Below are 17,941 nucleotides of genomic sequence, written 5' to 3'. Positions count from 1 at the left end.
GCCAAGCAAATGGCCGGCTCTCGACGCCTCAGACGAGACGCGCCGGGAGAACATACCGTCGCCCACGCAGGAAGCAAGCACTGCAAAACAGCGCCTGCCTCACAGATTTAACAGCGCCGGATCCCCGCCCTGTGCGGCGATATTGACGCTGATCGCCTTCTCGGCCGCATAACGGATCAGGCTGTTCGGCCCGCCGGCCTTAGGGCCCGTCCCTGACAGCCCCTCGCCGCCGAACGGCTGCACGCCGACGACGGCTCCGGTTATCGAGCGATTGACGTAGACGTTGCCGGCGGGGACCAGGTCGACGACTTCGGCGGCGAAGGCTTCGATACGGCTGTGGACGCCCAGGGTCAGGCCGTAGCCGCGCGCGGCGAGCTTGCCGGCGACTGCCTTCAAGTCGGATGGGGCGTAGCGGTAGATGTGCAGGATGGGGCCGAAGACCTCACGCTCCAGGAAGTCGGGCGTCGGGATTTCGGCGATGGTGGGGGCGAACAGGTCGCCCTTGTCGGCGCCCATCGGCAGGGCGGCGCGGGCGAGGATCGTCGCCTCCTTCGACAGGCGCTCGACGTGGGCTTCCAGGGCGCGACGGGATTCGGGATCGATGACCGGGCCGATGTCGGTCTTGGGATCAGCGGGGTCGGCGACGGTCTGGACCGCCAGAGCGCCCTTGAGGCCCTCGATCAGGGCGTCAGCCGAATCCTTGGGCACATAAAGGACGCGAAGGGCCGAGCAGCGCTGGCCGGCCGAGCCGAAGGCCGACTGAATTACGTCGTCGATGACCTGTTCCTTGAGCGCCGTCGTGTCGATGAACATGCCATTTAGGCCGCCGGTCTCGGCGATGAAGGGGATGATGGCGCCAAGCCGGGCGGCGATGGAGCGGTTGATGGCGGCGGCTGTGTCGGTGCCGCCGGTGAAGGCGACGCCGTCGATTCCGGGGTGCGTGACCAGGGCCGCGCCGACCGTCTCGCCACGCCCGGGAACCAGCGCCAACAGGTCGGGATTCAGGCCGGCCTTGTGATACAGGCGCACGGCCTCGGCCGCGATCAGCGGCGTCTGTTCGGCGGGCTTGGCCAGGACTGCGTTGCCGGCGGCCAGAGCCGCAGCGATCTGGCCGGTGAAGATGGCCAGGGGGAAGTTCCACGGCGAGATGCAGGCGAAGACGCCGCGTCCGTGCAGGAACAGCTGGTTGGTCTCGCCGGTCGGACCCTTCAGTGTTTCCGGGGCGGTGAAGTCACGCTCGGCCAGCAGGGCGTAATAGCGGCAGAAGTCGGCGGCCTCGCGCACCTCGGCGACGCCGTCGTTCAGGGTCTTGCCCGCCTCGCGGCTGAGCAGGGCGACCAGCCGATCCAGATCAGCCTCCAGCACGTCGGCCATGGCGCGCAGGACGATGGCGCGCTTGGCGCCGCCCTGGCGGTCCCATTTGACCTGAGCCACGGCGGCCGCCTGGACGGCGGCGTCGATGTCAGCCGCCTCGGCTTCCGAGACGTGGCCCAGCACCTGTGATCGATCGAAGGGATTGGTCACGTCGTGGGCGTCGATGCCGGCCCGCAGCTTGCCGCCGATGATGGGACCGCTGGTCAACTTCTCGCGGTCGACCAGTTCCAACGCCTTGGCGTGGGCTTCACGGTCGGCGGCCTGAGAGTAATCGCGGCCGAGGGAGTTCTGACGATCGCCGTACATGTCTTTCGGAACCGGAATCTTGGGGTGACGGTTGGACGCCTGCTCGACCAGGGAAATGGGATCGGCCGCGACGGCCGAGGCCGGCACGCGCTCGTCCAGAAGGGCGTGGACGAAAGAGGAGTTGGCGCCGTTTTCAAGCAGGCGCCGCACCAGATAGGGCAGCAACTCCTCGTGCCCGCCGACAGGGGCATAGGCGCGGACGATGACGGTTTCATCGGCCCAGGCTTCTTGAGCGGCGTCATAAAGCGCCTCGCCCATGCCGTGCAGCCGCTGGTGTTCGACCGTGACGCCGTGATCACGCGCCATACGCCGCACGGCCGCCAGGGTGTGGGCGTTATGGCTGGCGAACTGCGAATAGATGGCCGGCGCGGCCTCGATCATGGCCTTGGCGCAGACCAGATAGTTCAGATCAGTCGCCGCCTTTGTCGTATAGACGGGATAGTCGGTGCGGCCGAACACCTGGGCGCGCTTGATCTCGGTGTCCCAATAAGCGCCCTTGACCAGGCGCACCATCAGACGACGGCCGGAGCGGCGGGCTAGGTCGGCGACGCGTTCGATCGTCTCCAGACCGCGCTTCTGATAGGCCTGAACCGCCAGACCCAGGCCCGTCCAGCCGCCAAGCGACGGCTCGTGCGCCATCCGGTCCAGCAGTTTCAGCGACAGGGCCAGACGGTCCGCCTCCTCGGCGTCCATCGTGTAGTTGATGTCGTATTTGGCCGCGATCTGAGCCAAGCGCAGGATGCGGGGATACAGGGTCGCCCAGACGTCATCCTCGTGCGTCGCCTCATAGCGGGGCGACAGGGCCGACAGTTTCACCGAGACGCCGTGGCCGTGCTCCGGTCCCTGACCCTTGGATGTCTGGCCCACCGCCTCGATGGCGTCGGCGTATATCTTCTCATAACGGTCGGCGTCGGCCATGGTCCGGGCGCCCTCGCCCAGCATGTCGAAGCTGCACAGCCAGCCTTCCTTGTTCGACCGTTTCAGCGCGCTCTGGATGGTGCGGCCGACCACGAACTGCTCGCCCATAATCTTGACGGCGGTGGCCACGGCCTGGCGGATGACCGGCTCGCCCAGTCGGCCGGCGATCCGCTTCAGGAAGCCGGGCAGGTCGCTGCGCGCCTCATCATCCACATCGACCAGCTTGCCGGTCAGCATCAGACCCCAGGTCGAGGCGTTGACGAATAGGCTGTCGGACTGACCCAGGTGGGCGGCCCAGTCGGCCGAGCCGATCTTCTCGGCGATCAGGCGATCGCGGGTGTCCTCGTCCGGCACGCGCAGCAGGGCCTCGGCCAGACACATCAGGGCGAGACCTTCGCGGGTGCCCAGCGAGAACTGCTGCAGGAAGCTTTCGACGACCCCCTGCTTCTTCTGGCTGCGGCGGGCGTGTTCAACCAGGGCCGTCGCCTCGGCGACCACATCGGCCCGTTCGCTGTCATTCAGAGGCATGCGCGCCAGATTGGCGGCGACGGCCTCACGCTCGTCGCGGAACTTGTGCCTATCCAGACCGTCCCAGGCGGCCAGGCTCGAAGGCATGAAGGCGGTCGTGGTCATTGGCGACAAATCCTGTGGATTTCAGCCGTATATGCCGGGGTTCGTTGAAGGTGCTTCGTATGATACGAACCTACGCCGAAGATCGTTCGGTTCAGTATCATGATTTCCGATGATCGATATCGACGCCGTCGACCGCCGCATCCTGCGGGTGCTCCAGACAGACGCCCGGATCTCCAACGCCGAACTGGCGCGACGGTGCAATCTTTCGCCCGCCGCCTGCTTCGAACGGGTCAAACGGCTGCGCGAAAAGAAGATCATCACCGGCTACGCCGCCATCATCGACCCGGCCCAGGTCGGCCGCGACCTGCTGATCTTCGTCGAGGTGCTGCTCGACCGCACCACCGGCGACGTGTTCGAAGCGTTCGCCGCCGCCATCCGCAGCCAGCCGGAGGTGCTGGAATGCCACATGGTCGCCGGCGGTTTTGACTATCTGATCAAGGCCCGGGTCGGCGACATGGACGCCTACCGCGCCTTCCTGGGCGACGTTCTGGTGCGGATGCCGGGTGTGCGCGAAACCCGCACCTATGCGGTGCTGGAAGAGATCAAATCGACGACGGTGCTGCCGGTCTAGACGTCACTCGTCATCGACGGATGCATGCGCGAGACAAGAACGTCGCAAGGCGGCAGCGACAGCATGGCCTCCGGCTCGACCGATTCCAACTTGCTCGAAGTCGTGATCTTCCAAAACCTAAATCCGATGTCGGTCAGCGACTTCACGAACATTGGGGGGTCCGACCTTGACCGCATCTGGACTAGATCCCACTCCATGCACACAATGATGTTTGGTTGCGCGAGCAGCTTGGTCGCGCCGCCGAGGATCAAGGCCTCGGATCCTTCGGCATCAATGCGAAGAAGGCGAACATTACCGAGTTCTAGGTCATCCAGCCGAATGGCCTCAACTTCCAGAATCTCCCCATCTACTCCCAAGGTCTGCTTACCAATGTAAAGGTGTCCGCCACCGCCAAACTGTCGCGACAGCGCAAACTTTAGCGTTCCCGCTTTATCACTTACCGCCTTCTGCACCACCTTGGCCCAGCCGGCATAGCCGCCAAATCTCAGAGAACGAGATGCCAACGCCGCAAGACGGGGATTTGCTTCGAACGTCAAAACCGACCCGCTTGGACCGACCTTGCTGGCCAATCCCAACGTATAAAAGCCGACGTGACCTCCAACTTCCACGACATGGTCCCCAGCGCCCACCAACCCCATCACGACGTTATATATCCATGGCTCCCAATCGCCATGAGCGATCAAATGAGAGCAGACGCTTTCTTCCAAAGGATCGACATATATGAAATGGCCGTTCCGAAGCTTGGTCATGGCCAAGCTTTCACCAAGGTAGAAATAATGTGGCCGCTCAACCTTGAGGGTCGCCCCCTTAGCGATATCGCTACGCAAAAGGTGCGCGATACGTGCTGGCCATTTCGCCATGGGTCATCCTGTTATCGTCTGCGATGCAATCAAAAGCACACATGAGAGATATTGGCGGGTTAGAGGATAGCAACTGCATCCACAACCTGCCTTTCAAGGCGACTTCGCCTAATGTTGCGGCAGCGCGATGGCAACGAGCCCGCATCCGTTCCACGACGGAGCGGCCTGACCAGACCTTGCGACAAAGAGTGTTGAAGATTTGCCGGACGCTATGCGCCGGATGACGGCTCACTTCCTGCAGGCTAAAGTGACAGATTAAGCTGGTTTAGGTTTAGGCATGGCGGCGATCTTTCCTGTAATCATGTGCGGCGGCGCTGGCACTCGGTTGTGGCCAGCGTCGCGTCCATCACGGCCCAAACAATTCATCCCCCTTTCCGGCAATCGATCGCCATTCCAAGAGACGGTCGATCGAGTAGCGCCACTTGTTGGCGCGGACGGCGTCCTGATTGTTGTGGGTGGCGTCAACCACCATCGCACGATACTCAAACAACTTGCCGAGGTGGGTGAAACGGCCGTTCTGTTGCTGGAGCCAGAAGCTCGAGACTCGGCTGCCGCCATGGCGACCGCTGCGCTATGGACACACCGCCATCGACCGAACGCCATCAACCTTTTTGTCGCATCCGATCATCATATTCCCGATCAAAAGGCATTTCGCGAGGCGGTGATGGTCGCCGTACCAGCAGCGGAAGCCGGGCGCATCGTCACACTTGGGCTGGTCCCGACGAAGCCCTCATCCGCCTATGGTTATATCGCGCCGGCAGGCCCGGGTTTGGCCGAGGTTCGGTCGTTTATCGAGAAGCCCGACTCGGAAACGGCCGCCCGCTACATCTCGGCTGGCTATCTGTGGAACAGTGGCAATTTTATTGTCCGCGCCGACGTGCTTAATCGGGAAATAGAGCAGTCAGCAACCGGCCTTAGCGAAGCGGTTGCCAAGGGATTGGATGAATCCTTCAAGGATGGCGACTCTATTTTTCTGGGCGAGGAGTTTGCAGCCGCTCCTCGAATTTCCATCGATTACGCCGTCATGGAGACGACACAGCGCGCCTCTGTATTGCCGGTCGATTTTGAGTGGTCGGATCTTGGCTCGTGGGACGCCGTCCATGCATCCGGGGAAGGCGATGTCGGCCTGCACATACTGGAAGATTCCGATGGGTGCTTGGTGCGCGCCTGCGATGGAGTGATGGTGGCGGCCATTGGCCTGAGCAATGTCGGGGTCATTGTCGAACGCGACGCCATCCTTGTGACGGATCTCTCGCGCAGCCAAGATGTCAAAAAAATCGTGGAACGGCTGGGACAGCTATCGCCACGGCACCTTGATTTTTCGATTCCCGTGCAGGAGACGCTCGACGACGGCGCGGTACGTCTGGCGGCATGGCTGCGCCAGTCAGCGCTGCCATGCTGGTGCACCCTTGGGCAAAATTCTGTAGGCGGTTTCGAAGAGTTCCTGAGCCTTGAGGGGCGCAGACTTGGGCCGTCTGACGTGGCGCGCGTTCAACTTCGTCAAATTCACGTCTACGCCGATGCCGGTCGATCGGGTTGGCAGGGACCTTGGAGGACGACGCTGGAGGTCGGACTGAATAACTTCAGCCGCCGCCATTCTAACGGTGAAGTTGGGAAGTCAGACGCGTCTTTCAATCTTCATAACCAAGGCCTCCTAGCTGGAGCTCTCGCTAGAATCGCCCTGTGCGCACCCGAGCTGGCGAGCGAGGCCTGGTCGCAAACCATCGGCGGCCACCTGCTTGGCCTTGAGTCAAGAGCGAAAGACTTGGCTCAAGCCGTGGCGGCGTCCGATCGATCTAGCGCCTGCATCTCACTGCTTGAGGCAGCTCTCACTTGGGAAGAAGCCGATGAAGATGAGGATTGGAGCGATCTAGCGGATCAGATCGTGGACTCGGTGCGACGCAGGTTTCTCGACGCCGTTGGGGGCATTATACGCGAGCTTGCTGCTCCTCATGAGGAGCCGGTAAACAAGGAAGAGATTCTTGTTGACCCCGGCCGTCAGTTCGAATGGGCGTGGCTTATGGCGAGGCACGCGCGAGCTAATCGCACCTCCAGTTCGATAAGCCTCGCCCGACGTCTGTTCCAAACGGGACTGAAAGGGATTGACCCAACGCGTGACGTTGTCATGGACACCATGACCATCTACGGGGCGCCTTGGAGCGCACGCGCCCGCCTCACCGCTCAAACCCAATGGATGAAGGCCGCCCTAATTTTGGCCTCGCTCGCCGACGGAAAAGACAAGGAACAGTATCTGGCTCATGCCGCACGCGCCCAGCGAGCCTTATGGAAACACCTGCTGCCTTCGGGTTTGTGGCGCGCAAAGCTTCTGGAGAACGGCAAATTCATTGATGAACCGGCCTCGGCCAACCCCCTGCACTCTATCATGGCCGCGCATATACAAACGCGAGCGTCCGATGGGCTGCTGCGTCAAGCGACAAGGTCCGCGCTCCAACTCCGTTGATTGATCTTCCCGCCGTGGCTCAACGTCTCGCCTTCCTAACCCGAACCGTCTAGAAGTTCGCCCCTTACTCAACGGCTCAGGGTCCGCCCGCCTCAATGCGCATCGTTCTGGCCACCGACGCCTGGGAACCTCAGGTCAATGGCGTCGTCCGCACCCTGACGCGCACCGTCGCGGAATGCCGCGGCATGGGCCATGAGGTCGAGGTCATCGAACCCAGCCTGTTCAAGACCATCCCCTGCCCCACCTACCCGGAGATCCGTCTGGCGCTGGGGGCGGAAGAAGAGATCCGCGAGATGCTGCGGGCCTTCGAACCCGAGGCTGTCCATATCGCCACCGAGGGTCCGATCGGTATCGCCACGCGCCGGATCTGCGTGGAGTGGAAGCTGCCGTTCACGACCAGCTACCACACCAAATTCCCGGAATACGTCTCGGCCCGTTTCCCGATCCCGGTTCAGGTCGGCTACGCCTACATGAAGTGGTTCCACAAGCCGTCCGGACGGCTGATGGTGGCGACGCCGACCCTACGCGACGAACTGGTCGAGCATGGATTCAAGAATGTCTCTCCTTGGTCGAGAGGCGTCGATACCGACGTCTTCAACCCCGACCTGGACCGCATATACGACGAGCTTGGCGGCAAGGACTGGCCCCGGCCCTTCTTCCTGAACGTCGGGCGTGTGGCGGTGGAGAAGAACATCGAGGCCTTCCTGCAACTCGATCTGCCCGGCACCAAGATTGTCGTGGGCGATGGCCCGGCCCGCGCCGAGCTGGAAGAAAAGTATCCGGAGGCCAAGTTCCTCGGCGCCAAGTTCGGTGACGACCTGGCCCGCTGTTTCCGCGACGCCGACGTCTTCGTCTTCCCCAGTTGGACCGATACCTTCGGTCTTGTGATCCTGGAAGCCATGGCCGCCGGCACGCCGGTCGCGGCTTATCCGGCCCACGGCCCGATCGACATCATTCCCGGATCGAACGCAGGCGCAATCGACAAAGACCTCAAGACCGCCTGCTTGCAGTGCCTCGATCTCGATCGCAAGGCTGTGCGGGCCTATGCTGAAAAGTTCAGTTGGCGTGCCTCGGCCGAACAGTTCGTCGAGAACCTGCAACCTTATCCCGAACCCGAGCGCGGCCGCTTCTGGCGTCGCCTGCGACGCATTGCTCGGATTCGCAAACGCGCCGCTGCCTGAGCCGATCAGAATGCTCAAGCCCAGGCAGGATCTGAAGCCAAACACCGCCGATTACGAGAATCTCGCCCTCGTGAAACCGACAGGCTTTCGCGAATACGACGCGCGCTGGATCCTGGAAGAAGAGATCAACCTTCTCGGCATTCAGGCTCTAGGACTTGGCCTGGCCACTTATGTCCACGAGATCGGCGTCGCGCCCAAGATCGTCACCGGCCATGATTTTCGTGGCTACAGCCTCAGCGTCAAACAGGCCCTGATCCTGGGGCTGCTGGAAGGCGGGATGGAGGTTCTGGACGTCGGGCTGGCCTTGTCGCCGATAGCCTATTTCGGTCAATTCGAACTGGATGCGCCCTGCGTCGCCATGGTCACCGCCAGCCACAACGAGAATGGCTGGACCGGGGTGAAAATGGGGGCGAACAAGCCTCTGACCTTCGGTCCCGACGAGATGGGCCGACTGAAGGAGATCGTGCTAAACGGCGAGGGCGTAGCCCGGTCGGGCGGCAAGCTCGTGCGGGTCGATGACTTCCGCGAAACCTATGTCGCCGATGTGGCCTCCAAGGTGCAGATCAAGCGACCGCTGAAGGTCGTCTGCGCCTGTGGCAACGGTACAGCCGGCGCCTTCGCCCCCGACGCCCTGCGCCGGATGGGCGTCGAGGTGATCGAGATGGACACCGACCTCGATTACACCTTCCCGAAATACAATCCGAACCCGGAAGATCACGCCATGCTGGTGCAGATGGCCCAACGGGTGCGTGAGACGGGCGCCGATCTGGCCCTTGGCTTCGACGGCGACGGAGACCGCTGCGGCGTGGTGGACGACACGGGCGAAGAGATCTTCGCCGACAAGATCGGCCTGATGCTGGCCCGCGACCTGTCCAAGGTCTATCCGGACAGCACCTTTGTCGTCGATGTGAAGTCGACCGGCCTCTACAAGACTGACGAGGTCCTGAAAGCCAATGGCGCCGAGGTCGTCTACTGGAAGACCGGCCACTCCTACATTAAGCGCAAGACCGCCGAACTGGGCGCCCTGGCCGGCTTCGAGAAGTCGGGCCACTTCTTCATGGCCGGCGATCTGGGCCACGGCTACGACGACGGTCTAGTCGCTGCGGGCGCGGTTCTGGCCATGCTGGATCGCAATCCGGACAAAAAACTCAGTGAACTGAAGACCGCCCTCCCAGACGCCTGGACCAGTCTGACCATGTCGCCCCATTGCGACGACGAGCTGAAGTACGGCGTGCTGGAGCGAATCGTGAAGGAATACTCCGACCTGGCCGACGCTGGCGGCGAAATCCTGGGCCGCAAGATCGTCGAGGCCATCACCGTCAACGGCGTTCGGGTGCACCTGGAAGACGGATCTTGGGTCCTGGTCCGCGCCTCGTCCAACAAGCCGGAATTGGTCGTGGTGGTCGAGAGCATGCGTTCCGAAGACGACATGCGCGACCTCTTCCGCAAGGAGATCAAGCCGCGCCTCGCCGCCTATCCCGAAATCGGCGTCTTCAATCAGGAAATCTGAAACATCACAGCGGACTGAACCAATCGCGCCCGTGACCGCTTCCCTTTCGGCTGAGGCCAGGAGGGAAGATTGCCGCGTTACTTTTTCCATACCCAGAACGGAGATTGCATCCGCGACGATCAGGGCGAGGAACTGAGGAGCGTTGATGCGGCGCGCGAGGAAGCCGTCGCCGTGCTGGGCGAAATCCTTCGCTACCGGGGCGCGTCGTTTTGGACGACCCGCGCCTTCAGCGTCATCGTCACGGACACCGAGGGTCAAACGGTCGTTAGCGTCACGGCGTCCGCATCCGATCAGGCGCCCGAGGGCTGGACATTGACGGGGGACGCGTGATGACCAAGGCTGGCGGCGTCTCGAAGATCACCACGCTGGTCGACAAGTTGTCGCTTAGGGACCGGCTCAATGCCGAAGAGATCGAGGCGTTGAGCGCGGTCCTCGATGCGCCCAAAACCGTCTCCGCCGGATCCGATATCGTGCGCGAGCACACCCGCCCGCTGCACAGCACCCTTCTGATTTCGGGCTTTTCCGCGCGTTATTCCACGCTGGAAGACGGGGCGCGACAGATCACTGAAATCAATGTGTCGGGCGACTTCATCGACCTGCACAGCCTGTTGATGAAGCAGATGGATCACGGCGTCGTCGCCCTGACCGACTGCGTGATCGCAGAGGCGCCGCACAGCGGCTTGATCGACATCACCGAGCGACATCCACACCTGGGCCGACTGCTTTGGCTGGACACCATCATCGACGCCGCCATCCATCGACAGTGGCTGGTGGCCATGGGCCGGCGCAGCGGCCTGGGCCATCTGGCGCATCTGGTATGCGAGCTTTACCTGCGCCTCCAGGCCGTCGGCCAAACAGGTGATTTGACCTTCGAACTCCCGCTGACGCAAACGACCTTGGGTGATACGCTGGGCCTCTCGACCGTCCATGTCAGCCGCCTGATTTCCGAGCTTCGCAGCGAGGGGGTCGTCGCTTGGGCGGGCGGGCGCATCGATATTCTCGACTGGCGTCGCTTGGCCGAGATCGCCGAGTTCGACCCCACCTATTTGCGCCTGCAATCCGAGCCCGTCTGATCACTTAACGCATGTTATCGCACCGAACGGCGATCGGCCGTCTAGACGTGGCATGTCTCAGTCAAACCTCGCGCACGCTCTGTTGTCTGCCCTGGCAGTTCAGGGCCTGGACGAAGGCGATGCTTTCTTCGCCGAGGCTGGCGCACGAACCTCAACCACACAGAATGGCGAAGCTGTCGTCACACTGATTTTGTCAGGCGTCCTGGCGCGTATCGGGCTCGACGGCACTCTGTCGCATGGGCTGGCGTCCAGCGACGACGTGATCAACTTCGACGCTGTATTGGGCGGGGGTGGGCCAGAGTCGGCCGTTTGGTTGACGGCCGGACGATACCTGACCGTTTCCGCTCGCAAGCTGGCGCAAAAGATCGATCGCGACAGTCTGGTCGAGATGGCGCTGATTGATCTTCGCCGTCGCAACATCGCCCTTCAGGCTGAGCTTTCGCGCCACGCCACATTAAAAGTCAGCCAGCGCCTGGCCGCCCTATTGCTCGACGTTCACGACCGAAGGGGAGGCGACGTACTCGCCCTGCGTCAAACCGAGTTGTCGCATCTGATGGCTGTGCGACGCGCCAGCATATCGACCGCCTGCACCGAACTGTGCGCCGCCGGCGCCGTGCGGCTGCGGCGCGGCGCGATCCAAATCATCGATGCAGACGCCCTGCGGCGGATGACGGACGAGGCCTATTCGACCGTGACGGATTTGGCCAGGTTGCGGGGCTGATCCACGTCGGTGCCCTTCTGAACGGCTGTGTAGTAGGCCAGAAGTTGCACCGGCACGGCATAGACCAGAGGCGCGATTAGCGGATGGCAGTCGGGGGCGTGGATGCGGCGAATGCCGGCGCCGTGCGGATCGGGTGCCTTTTCCGGCGCGATCATGATGACCGGGCCGCCCCGTGCGGCGACCTCCTGCAGGTTGGACGCGGTCTTTTCGAACACATCGTCGAGCGGAGCCAGGGCGATGGTCGGGGTCTCTTCGTCGATCAGGGCGATGGGGCCGTGTTTCAACTCTCCGGCGGCATAGCCCTCGGCGTGGATATAGCTGATCTCCTTCAGCTTCAGCGCGCCTTCCATCGCCAGCGGGAACATGGCGCCCCGGCCCAGGAACAGCACGTCGTCGGCCTTTGACAGATCGTGGGTCACGGCGCGGATGCTGTCGCCCATCGTCAGGGCCTCGGCGATCAGGCGCGGGCTTTCGAACAGAGCCTTGACCAGTTCGGCCTCCGTCGCAGCATCGATCCGGCCGCGCGCCACGCCAGCCGCCACGGCCAGGGCCAGCAGGGCCGCGACCTGGGCGGTGAAAGCCTTGGTCGAAGCGACGCCGATTTCCGGACCGGCATGGGTGGGCCACAGCACGGCGGCCTCACGCGCCATCGAGGACGAGTGAACATTCACGACGGCGGCGGTCTGCAACCCTTGCGCCTTGCACCACGTCAGGCTGGCCAGGGTGTCGGCCGTCTCGCCCGACTGGCTGACGGCGACCGCCAGCGTCTTGGGCGACACGGCAGGCGAGCGATAGCGGAACTCGGACGCGATCTCGACGTCGCAGGGCAGGCCGGCCAGTTTCTCGAACGCATAACGGCCGATCTGGCCGGCGTAAAAGGCCGTGCCGCAGGCGACGATCTGGATGCGGTCGATGGCGGCGAAATCGACGGGATTGGTCTTGGCCTTGCCGGTCACCAGGTCGAGATATTCCGACAGGGTGTGCTGGACGCTGTCGGGCTGTTCATGGATTTCCTTCTCCATGAAGTGGCGATATTCGCCCTTCTCGACCATCGCCGAGGAGGCCGAGACCTGGACGATGGCGCGTTCGACCGGCTTGCCCGCCACGTCGAACATCTGGGCGCCGGCCTTGGTCATGGCGACGTAATCGCCCTCTTCCAGATAGGAAATCTTCTGCGTGAACGGACCGACGGCCAGCGCGTCCGAGCCCAGATACATTTCATCCTCGCCCCAACCGACCACCAAGGGGCTGCCGCGTCGCGCGCCCAGGATCAGGTCGTCCGTTCCGTCGATCAGCACCGCAAGCGCATAGGCGCCGGTCAGGCGATCCAGAGTGGTCTTGAACGCCTCCAGCGGCGCGCGACCCGTATTCAATTCGGCGTCCAGCAGGTGGGCGATGACCTCGGTGTCGGTCTGGCTTTCAAAGACATGGCCTTCGGCGGCCAGCTCGGCTTTCAGCTCGGCGAAGTTTTCGATGATGCCGTTATGGACCAGGGTGACACGACCGGCCTTGTGTGGGTGGGCGTTGGCGGTCGTGGGCGCGCCGTGCGTGGCCCAGCGCGTATGGCCGATGCCGACCGTCGCCGTCATCGGCTCCTCGGCCAGGACGGCTTCCAGATTACGGATCTTTCCTTTGGCGCGGCGGCGCTCGACCGAGCCGTCCACAACGGCGGCGACGCCTGCGGAATCATAGCCGCGGTACTCCAGCCGTTTCAGGCTGTCGATCAGCCGGGGAACGACAGGACCATTGCCGGTGACGCCGATGATGCCGCACATGAGCGAAGGCTCCGAGAAGTCAGGAAAAGGGCGCCGCTTTGCACTGGCGGCGATCCGGGGCTAAGCCACACATCAAGCCCCATCGGCCGTCTATGCAATCTTAAGGCGGGCCGCATCAAAAAAGGGGTTTCGGAACGTTACCCGAAACAAAGGACCGCACCTTGGGCGACAGAAAATATTTCGGCACCGACGGCATTCGCGGCCGCGCCAACACCTATCCGATGACGGCCGAGGTCGCGCTGCGCGTGGGTCTGGCCGCCGGAAAACTGTTCCGCACCGACGATGATCGACGCCATCTGGTGGTGATCGGCAAGGACACCCGCCTGTCAGGCTATACGATCGAGCCGGCCTTGGTCGCCGGTTTCGCTTCGGTCGGAATGGACGTGCGCACCTTCGGGCCCGTGCCGACGCCTGGCGTGGCCATGCTGACCCGGTCGATGCGCGCCGATTTGGGCGTGATGATCTCGGCCTCGCACAACGACTATGCCGACAACGGGATCAAGCTGTTCGGGCCGGACGGCTACAAGCTGTCCGACGAGATCGAGCTGAAGATCGAGGCCATGATGGACCAAGGTCTGGACCAGGGCCTTGCGCCGTCGAACAAGCTGGGCCGGGTCAAACGCATCGACGACGCCCAGGCCCGCTACATCGAGATCGCCAAACAGGCCTTCCCCAAACGGTTGACGCTGCAAGGGCTGCGTATCGCCGTCGATTGCGCCAACGGCGCCGGTTACAAGGTCGCGCCCACCACCCTGTTCGAACTGGGGGCCGAGGTGTTCCCCGTCGGCGTGACCCCGAACGGCACCAACATCAACGCCGAGTGCGGCTCGACCCATCCGGCGACCTTGGCCGATGCGGTCAAACGCTACCGCGCCGATATCGGCATCGCCCTGGACGGCGACGCCGACCGACTGATCATCTGCGACGAGACGGGTCGGGTCGTGGACGGCGATCAGATCATGGCCTTGGTCGGGCTTGACTGGGCCAGGCGCGGCCTCCTGACCGGGGGCGGCGTGGTGGCTACCGTCATGTCCAACCTGGGGCTGGAGCGTAAACTGGAGTCCGAAGGCCTGACGCTGGAGCGGACCAAGGTTGGCGACCGCTATGTCATGGAACGGATGCGCGAAGGCGGCTTCAACATCGGCGGCGAGCAGTCGGGCCACATCATCCTGCACGACCATGCCACGACCGGCGACGGCCTGATGGCGGCGCTGCAGGTGCTGGCCGTCCTGGTCGAATCCGGCAAGCCGATGAGCGAACTGGCCCGCCAGTTCGCTCCCGTTCCGCAAAAGCTGGAGAACGTTCGCTTCACCGCCGACAAGCCGCTGGAAACCGACACGGTCAAGGCCGCCATCGCCGAGGCCGAAGCGGCCCTGAGCGGTCAGGGACGGCTGCTGGTGCGCCCCTCGGGCACGGAAAAACTGATCCGCGTCATGGCCGAGGGCGACGACGAAGCACTGGTTAAGCGGGTGGTGGCCGATGTGGCGGGCGCGGTGCGCTCAGCCTAGGGCTTGCACGCCGCCGGCGGGTCGCCGTCGCGTGCCCACAGTTTGCAGGAGCGGTCGATCTCCCCCTGGATCAGGTCGCAGGGGTTGGCGGCGTTGCAGGGCGGGCGGGTCGCCGGGCTGACTTGGATGCAGCGCTCGACCAACCGGGCTGAGGCGGCGGCGCCGATGGCTTCGCGACAGGGGACCTCGCTGATCGGCACCGGCTGAGCGGGCATGTCCGGTCCTTCGGGAATGCTGGCCTCGACGTCCCCGGCCGGTTTGGTCGCTTCCTTCTCCGCAGCCGCCGGCTTGGCGGGCGGGGCAGGCGGCGGAGCATCCGGCGCCAGTGGAACCGCGTCGATGACGTCGCTGCGCGCCGCCGTGTCTCCGGACGCAGGCTGATCGGCTGGATCAGCGCGCTGACATCCGGCCATCAACAGAACGCAGGCGGCCATCGAAAGCCAGGGGGATCGACGCATCGACTTGTCTCCGGTCAGGACTGACCGGACGAGGATGCCCGTCCGCGCCCCGAGGTGAAACCCCCTATCGCTTCACCGCCGCCAGGGCCGCCTTCTGCAGGGCGAACAGTTCGGTGCAGCCGATCTCGGCCAGCGAGAAGAGCCGGTCGAACTCGGCGCGCGAGAAGCCGCGCTTCTCGCCCGTGGCCTGGACCTCGACGATCTGGCCCGAGCCGGTCAGGACGAAGTTCGAGTCCGCCTCGGCCTCGGAGTCCTCTTCGTAATCCAGGTCCAGCAGCGGAACGCCGTCGCAGACGCCGCACGACACGGCCGCCACCTGATCCGTGATCGGATCGGCCTTCAGCACGCCCTCGTCGCGCAGATAGTTCAGGGCCAGGCTCATTGCGACCCAGGCGCCGGTGATCGACGCCGTGCGGGTGCCGCCGTCGGCCTGGATGACGTCGCAGTCGATCAGCACCTGACGTTCGCCGAGCGCCTTCAGGTCCACCACGGCGCGCAGGGAGCGACCGATCAGCCGCTGGATTTCCTGGGTGCGGCCCGACTGTTTGCCGGCGGCGGCTTCACGACGGCCGCGCGTGTGGGTGGCGCGCGGCAGCATGCCGTATTCGGCCGTCACCCATCCCTGACCCGAGTTGCGCATCCAGCCCGGCACCTTGTCCTCGATCGAGGCGGTCACCAGCACCTTGGTATTCCCGAAGCTGATCAGGCACGAGCCCTCGGCATAGCGGTTGACGCCGGTCTCGATGGTCACGGGACGCAGTTGATCATCGGTGCGTTGCGAATGGCGCATGGGAGGGATCCTTGGAAGTCTGACCTTGGAAGCTGAGGCCGCGGTGCTTATCCTGAAACCGTGAGCCTGTATGCCCCGAAAAACCCACCGTTCGACGCCGGTCAGTCCCTCGCGGGTCTGGCGGGGCTGGATGCGCGGGCGCGCGACATCTTCCGTCGCATCGTGGAATCCTATCTGGAGACCGGCGAGCCGGTCGGGTCGCGGACCCTGTCGCTGGGCGGTATCGCGCTGTCGCCTGCCTCGATCCGCAACACCATGCAGGATCTGACCCTTGCGGGCCTGCTGGCGGCGCCCCACACCTCGGCCGGGCGGATTCCCACCCACGCGGGCCTGCGCCTGTTCGTCGATGGCCTGCTGGAGGTCGGCGACCTGACCAAGGAAGAGCGTCGCGAGATCGACGGGCGGCTCGCCGGGCGCGGCCGGAACTTCGAGTCCGCCTTGGACGAGGCCTCGAACCTGCTGTCGGGCCTGGCCGGCGGCGCGGGCGTCGTATCGAGCCCGGTCCGTGATTCCGGCGTCAAACATGTCGAGTTCGTCGCCTTGGGCGGCGATCAGGCCCTGGCCGTCATCGTCGCCGACGACGGCACGGTCGAAAACCGCATCATGACCCTGTCGGCCGGCGTCACGCCTTCGACCCTGGTCGAGGCCTCCAACTTCCTGAACGCTCGCCTGCGCGGCCGCCCCTTCGCCGACGCCAAGCGAGAGATGACCCAGGAGTTGGAAATCGCACGGCGTGAACTGGACCAGACCGCCGCCCGCCTGGTCGAGGACGGATTCGCTGCGTGGTCCGGCGGCCAGGATCGCGAGCGCGCCCTGATCGTGCGGGGTCGCGCCAACCTGCTTCAGGACCGGGAAGGCTTGGCCGATCTGGAGCGGGTCCGCGTCCTTTTCGATGATCTGGAGCAGAAGGAACAGCTGATCGGCCTGCTGGACGGCGTCGATGCGGCCCAAGGCGTGCGCATTTTCATCGGCGCCGAGACACGGTTGTTTTCACTTTCGGGTTCCGCCGTGATCGCGGCGCCCTATATGAGCGGCCGACAGCGGGTTCTTGGCGCCATCGGCGTCATAGGCCCCGCAAGACTGAACTACGCCCGTGTCATTCCGTTGGTGGACTATACCGCCCGGGTGCTGGGCCGGATGCTGGACGGGAACGACAAGTGAGCGACAAGCCCCTTAACGACGAACTGAACGCCGTGGACGCCGACATGGCCGAAACCAACGCCGAACACGGCCTGGACGCCCATCCTTCAGACGATCTGGCGCCGCTGGACGCCGTGATCGCCGAGCGTGACGAATGGAAGGACCGCGCCCTGCGCGTCGCCGCCGAGATGGAGAATCTGAAGCGCCGTTCGGAGACGCAGCAGAACGACGCCCGCGCCTTCGCCATCCAGCGCTTCGCCAAGGACCTGCTGGGCGTCGCCGACAATCTGGAACGCGCCCTGATGGCTGCGCCCAAGGACGCCGAGGGCGCGACCGCCGGTCTGGTGACCGGGTTGGAACTGACGCAGAAGGCGCTGCTGCAAGCCTTCGACGCCAACGGCCTGAAGCGCGTCGCGCCCCAGGCCGGCGAGGCCTTTAACCCCCACCTGCACCAGGCGATGATGGAACAGCCGTCCGAGACCGTGCCCGGCGGATCGGTGATCCAGACCATGCAGTCCGGCTTCGAACTGTTCGGTCGCACCGTCCGCCCCGCCATGGTGGTCGTCGCCGCCAAGGGATCCGGCGCCCAGGCTCCCAACCCGTATGGTGCCGCCCCCGCCGCCGACGGCCAGGCCTTCGACGGCAAGGCCTGATCCGCAGTC

At 64.1% G+C, this 17,941-nt stretch carries 15 protein-coding genes; 10 read left to right on the top strand and 5 right to left on the bottom strand.

Going from position 1 to position 17,941, the window contains the following annotated elements; genetic code table 11:
* Nucleotides 1-99: 99 nt before the first annotated feature.
* Nucleotides 100-3,231, bottom strand: coding sequence for a bifunctional proline dehydrogenase/L-glutamate gamma-semialdehyde dehydrogenase PutA (gene putA, locus PFY01_RS02460; RefSeq protein WP_271042279.1), 3,132 nt, complete (start codon nt 3,229-3,231; stop codon nt 100-102).
* A gap of 109 nt (nt 3,232-3,340) precedes the next feature.
* On the opposite strand from putA, the gene PFY01_RS02455 reads away from it, so the two are divergent.
* Nucleotides 3,341-3,802 (top strand): Lrp/AsnC ligand binding domain-containing protein, encoded by a 462-nt coding sequence (locus PFY01_RS02455; RefSeq protein WP_271042278.1) that lies wholly within the window; start codon nt 3,341-3,343, stop codon nt 3,800-3,802.
* Here PFY01_RS02455 and PFY01_RS02450 read toward each other — a convergent pair.
* On the bottom strand, nt 3,799-4,662 hold the full coding sequence (locus PFY01_RS02450) for an FkbM family methyltransferase (RefSeq protein WP_271042277.1): 864 nt from the start codon (nt 4,660-4,662) through the stop codon (nt 3,799-3,801). The two genes, PFY01_RS02455 and PFY01_RS02450, sit on opposite strands and share 4 nt — an antisense overlap.
* Before the next feature lie 277 nt (nt 4,663-4,939).
* Between PFY01_RS02450 and PFY01_RS02445 the strand changes: the two genes are divergently transcribed.
* From PFY01_RS02445 to PFY01_RS02420, 6 genes are all read left to right on the top strand, one after another.
* Nucleotides 4,940-7,123, top strand: a complete 2,184-nt coding sequence (locus PFY01_RS02445; RefSeq protein ID WP_271042276.1) for a sugar phosphate nucleotidyltransferase — start codon at nt 4,940-4,942, stop codon at nt 7,121-7,123.
* A gap of 95 nt (nt 7,124-7,218) precedes the next feature.
* Complete coding sequence (locus PFY01_RS02440; protein ID WP_271042275.1) at nt 7,219-8,304, top strand: glycosyltransferase family 4 protein; 1,086 nt, start codon at nt 7,219-7,221, stop codon at nt 8,302-8,304.
* A gap of 10 nt (nt 8,305-8,314) precedes the next feature.
* Nucleotides 8,315-9,814, top strand: a complete 1,500-nt coding sequence (locus PFY01_RS02435) for a phosphomannomutase/phosphoglucomutase (RefSeq protein WP_271042274.1) — start codon at nt 8,315-8,317, stop codon at nt 9,812-9,814.
* Between the two features lie 69 nt (nt 9,815-9,883).
* A complete protein-coding gene (locus PFY01_RS02430) occupies nt 9,884-10,144 on the top strand; it encodes a DUF6894 family protein (protein ID WP_271042273.1) in 261 nt (86 codons plus the stop codon).
* Nucleotides 10,144-10,887 carry a Crp/Fnr family transcriptional regulator gene (locus PFY01_RS02425; RefSeq protein ID WP_271042272.1) on the top strand — a complete coding sequence of 248 codons (744 nt, stop codon included), beginning with the start codon at nt 10,144-10,146 and terminating at the stop codon, nt 10,885-10,887. Before PFY01_RS02430 ends, PFY01_RS02425 begins: the two co-directional genes overlap by 1 nt.
* 82 nt (nt 10,888-10,969) lie before the next feature.
* Nucleotides 10,970-11,608: a Crp/Fnr family transcriptional regulator gene (locus PFY01_RS02420; protein WP_271042271.1), complete on the top strand. Its 639-nt coding sequence runs from the start codon at nt 10,970-10,972 to the stop codon at nt 11,606-11,608.
* Here the strand turns inward: PFY01_RS02420 and glmS are convergent.
* Nucleotides 11,569-13,383 carry a glutamine--fructose-6-phosphate transaminase (isomerizing) gene (glmS, locus tag PFY01_RS02415; protein WP_271042270.1) on the bottom strand — a complete coding sequence of 605 codons (1,815 nt, stop codon included), beginning with the start codon at nt 13,381-13,383 and terminating at the stop codon, nt 11,569-11,571. The two genes, PFY01_RS02420 and glmS, sit on opposite strands and share 40 nt — an antisense overlap.
* Before the next feature lie 161 nt (nt 13,384-13,544).
* Between glmS and glmM the strand changes: the two genes are divergently transcribed.
* On the top strand, nt 13,545-14,891 hold the full coding sequence (glmM, locus tag PFY01_RS02410; protein ID WP_271042269.1) for a phosphoglucosamine mutase: 1,347 nt from the start codon (nt 13,545-13,547) through the stop codon (nt 14,889-14,891).
* Here glmM and PFY01_RS02405 read toward each other — a convergent pair.
* Nucleotides 14,888-15,349 (bottom strand): hypothetical protein, encoded by a 462-nt coding sequence (locus tag PFY01_RS02405; RefSeq protein WP_271042268.1) that lies wholly within the window; start codon nt 15,347-15,349, stop codon nt 14,888-14,890. The two genes, glmM and PFY01_RS02405, sit on opposite strands and share 4 nt — an antisense overlap.
* A gap of 64 nt (nt 15,350-15,413) precedes the next feature.
* On the bottom strand, nt 15,414-16,139 hold the full coding sequence (rph, locus tag PFY01_RS02400) for a ribonuclease PH (protein ID WP_271042267.1): 726 nt from the start codon (nt 16,137-16,139) through the stop codon (nt 15,414-15,416).
* A gap of 66 nt (nt 16,140-16,205) precedes the next feature.
* Between rph and hrcA the strand changes: the two genes are divergently transcribed.
* Nucleotides 16,206-17,300, top strand: coding sequence for a heat-inducible transcriptional repressor HrcA (gene hrcA / locus PFY01_RS02395; RefSeq protein WP_055754458.1), 1,095 nt, complete (start codon nt 16,206-16,208; stop codon nt 17,298-17,300).
* Nucleotides 17,301-17,344: 44 nt separating this feature from the next.
* Nucleotides 17,345-17,932, top strand: a complete 588-nt coding sequence (grpE, locus tag PFY01_RS02390) for a nucleotide exchange factor GrpE (protein WP_153924513.1) — start codon at nt 17,345-17,347, stop codon at nt 17,930-17,932.
* Nucleotides 17,933-17,941: the final 9 nt, after the last annotated feature.

It is taken from the genome of Brevundimonas vesicularis (assembly GCF_027886425.1).
In the GTDB taxonomy this organism is placed as follows: domain Bacteria; phylum Pseudomonadota; class Alphaproteobacteria; order Caulobacterales; family Caulobacteraceae; genus Brevundimonas; species Brevundimonas vesicularis_C.
This window is presented reverse-complemented; position numbering and strand designations above follow the sequence as displayed.

Excerpts from the sequence above, each read along its gene's own strand:
- putA (WP_271042279.1), bottom strand. The coding sequence starts at position 3,231 with ATGACCACGACCGCCTTCATGCCTTCGAGCCTGGCCGCCTGGGACGGT.
- PFY01_RS02455 (WP_271042278.1), top strand. The coding sequence starts at position 3,341 with ATGATCGATATCGACGCCGTCGACCGCCGCATCCTGCGGGTGCTCCAG.
- PFY01_RS02450 (WP_271042277.1), bottom strand. The coding sequence starts at position 4,662 with ATGGCGAAATGGCCAGCACGTATCGCGCACCTTTTGCGTAGCGATATC.
- PFY01_RS02445 (WP_271042276.1), top strand. The coding sequence starts at position 4,940 with ATGGCGGCGATCTTTCCTGTAATCATGTGCGGCGGCGCTGGCACTCGG.
- PFY01_RS02440 (WP_271042275.1), top strand. The coding sequence starts at position 7,219 with ATGCGCATCGTTCTGGCCACCGACGCCTGGGAACCTCAGGTCAATGGC.
- PFY01_RS02435 (WP_271042274.1), top strand. The coding sequence starts at position 8,315 with ATGCTCAAGCCCAGGCAGGATCTGAAGCCAAACACCGCCGATTACGAG.
- PFY01_RS02425 (WP_271042272.1), top strand. The coding sequence starts at position 10,144 with ATGACCAAGGCTGGCGGCGTCTCGAAGATCACCACGCTGGTCGACAAG.
- glmS (WP_271042270.1), bottom strand. The coding sequence starts at position 13,383 with ATGTGCGGCATCATCGGCGTCACCGGCAATGGTCCTGTCGTTCCCCGG.
- PFY01_RS02405 (WP_271042268.1), bottom strand. The coding sequence starts at position 15,349 with ATGCGTCGATCCCCCTGGCTTTCGATGGCCGCCTGCGTTCTGTTGATG.
- rph (WP_271042267.1), bottom strand. The coding sequence starts at position 16,139 with ATGCGCCATTCGCAACGCACCGATGATCAACTGCGTCCCGTGACCATC.
- grpE (WP_153924513.1), top strand. The coding sequence starts at position 17,345 with ATGGCCGAAACCAACGCCGAACACGGCCTGGACGCCCATCCTTCAGAC.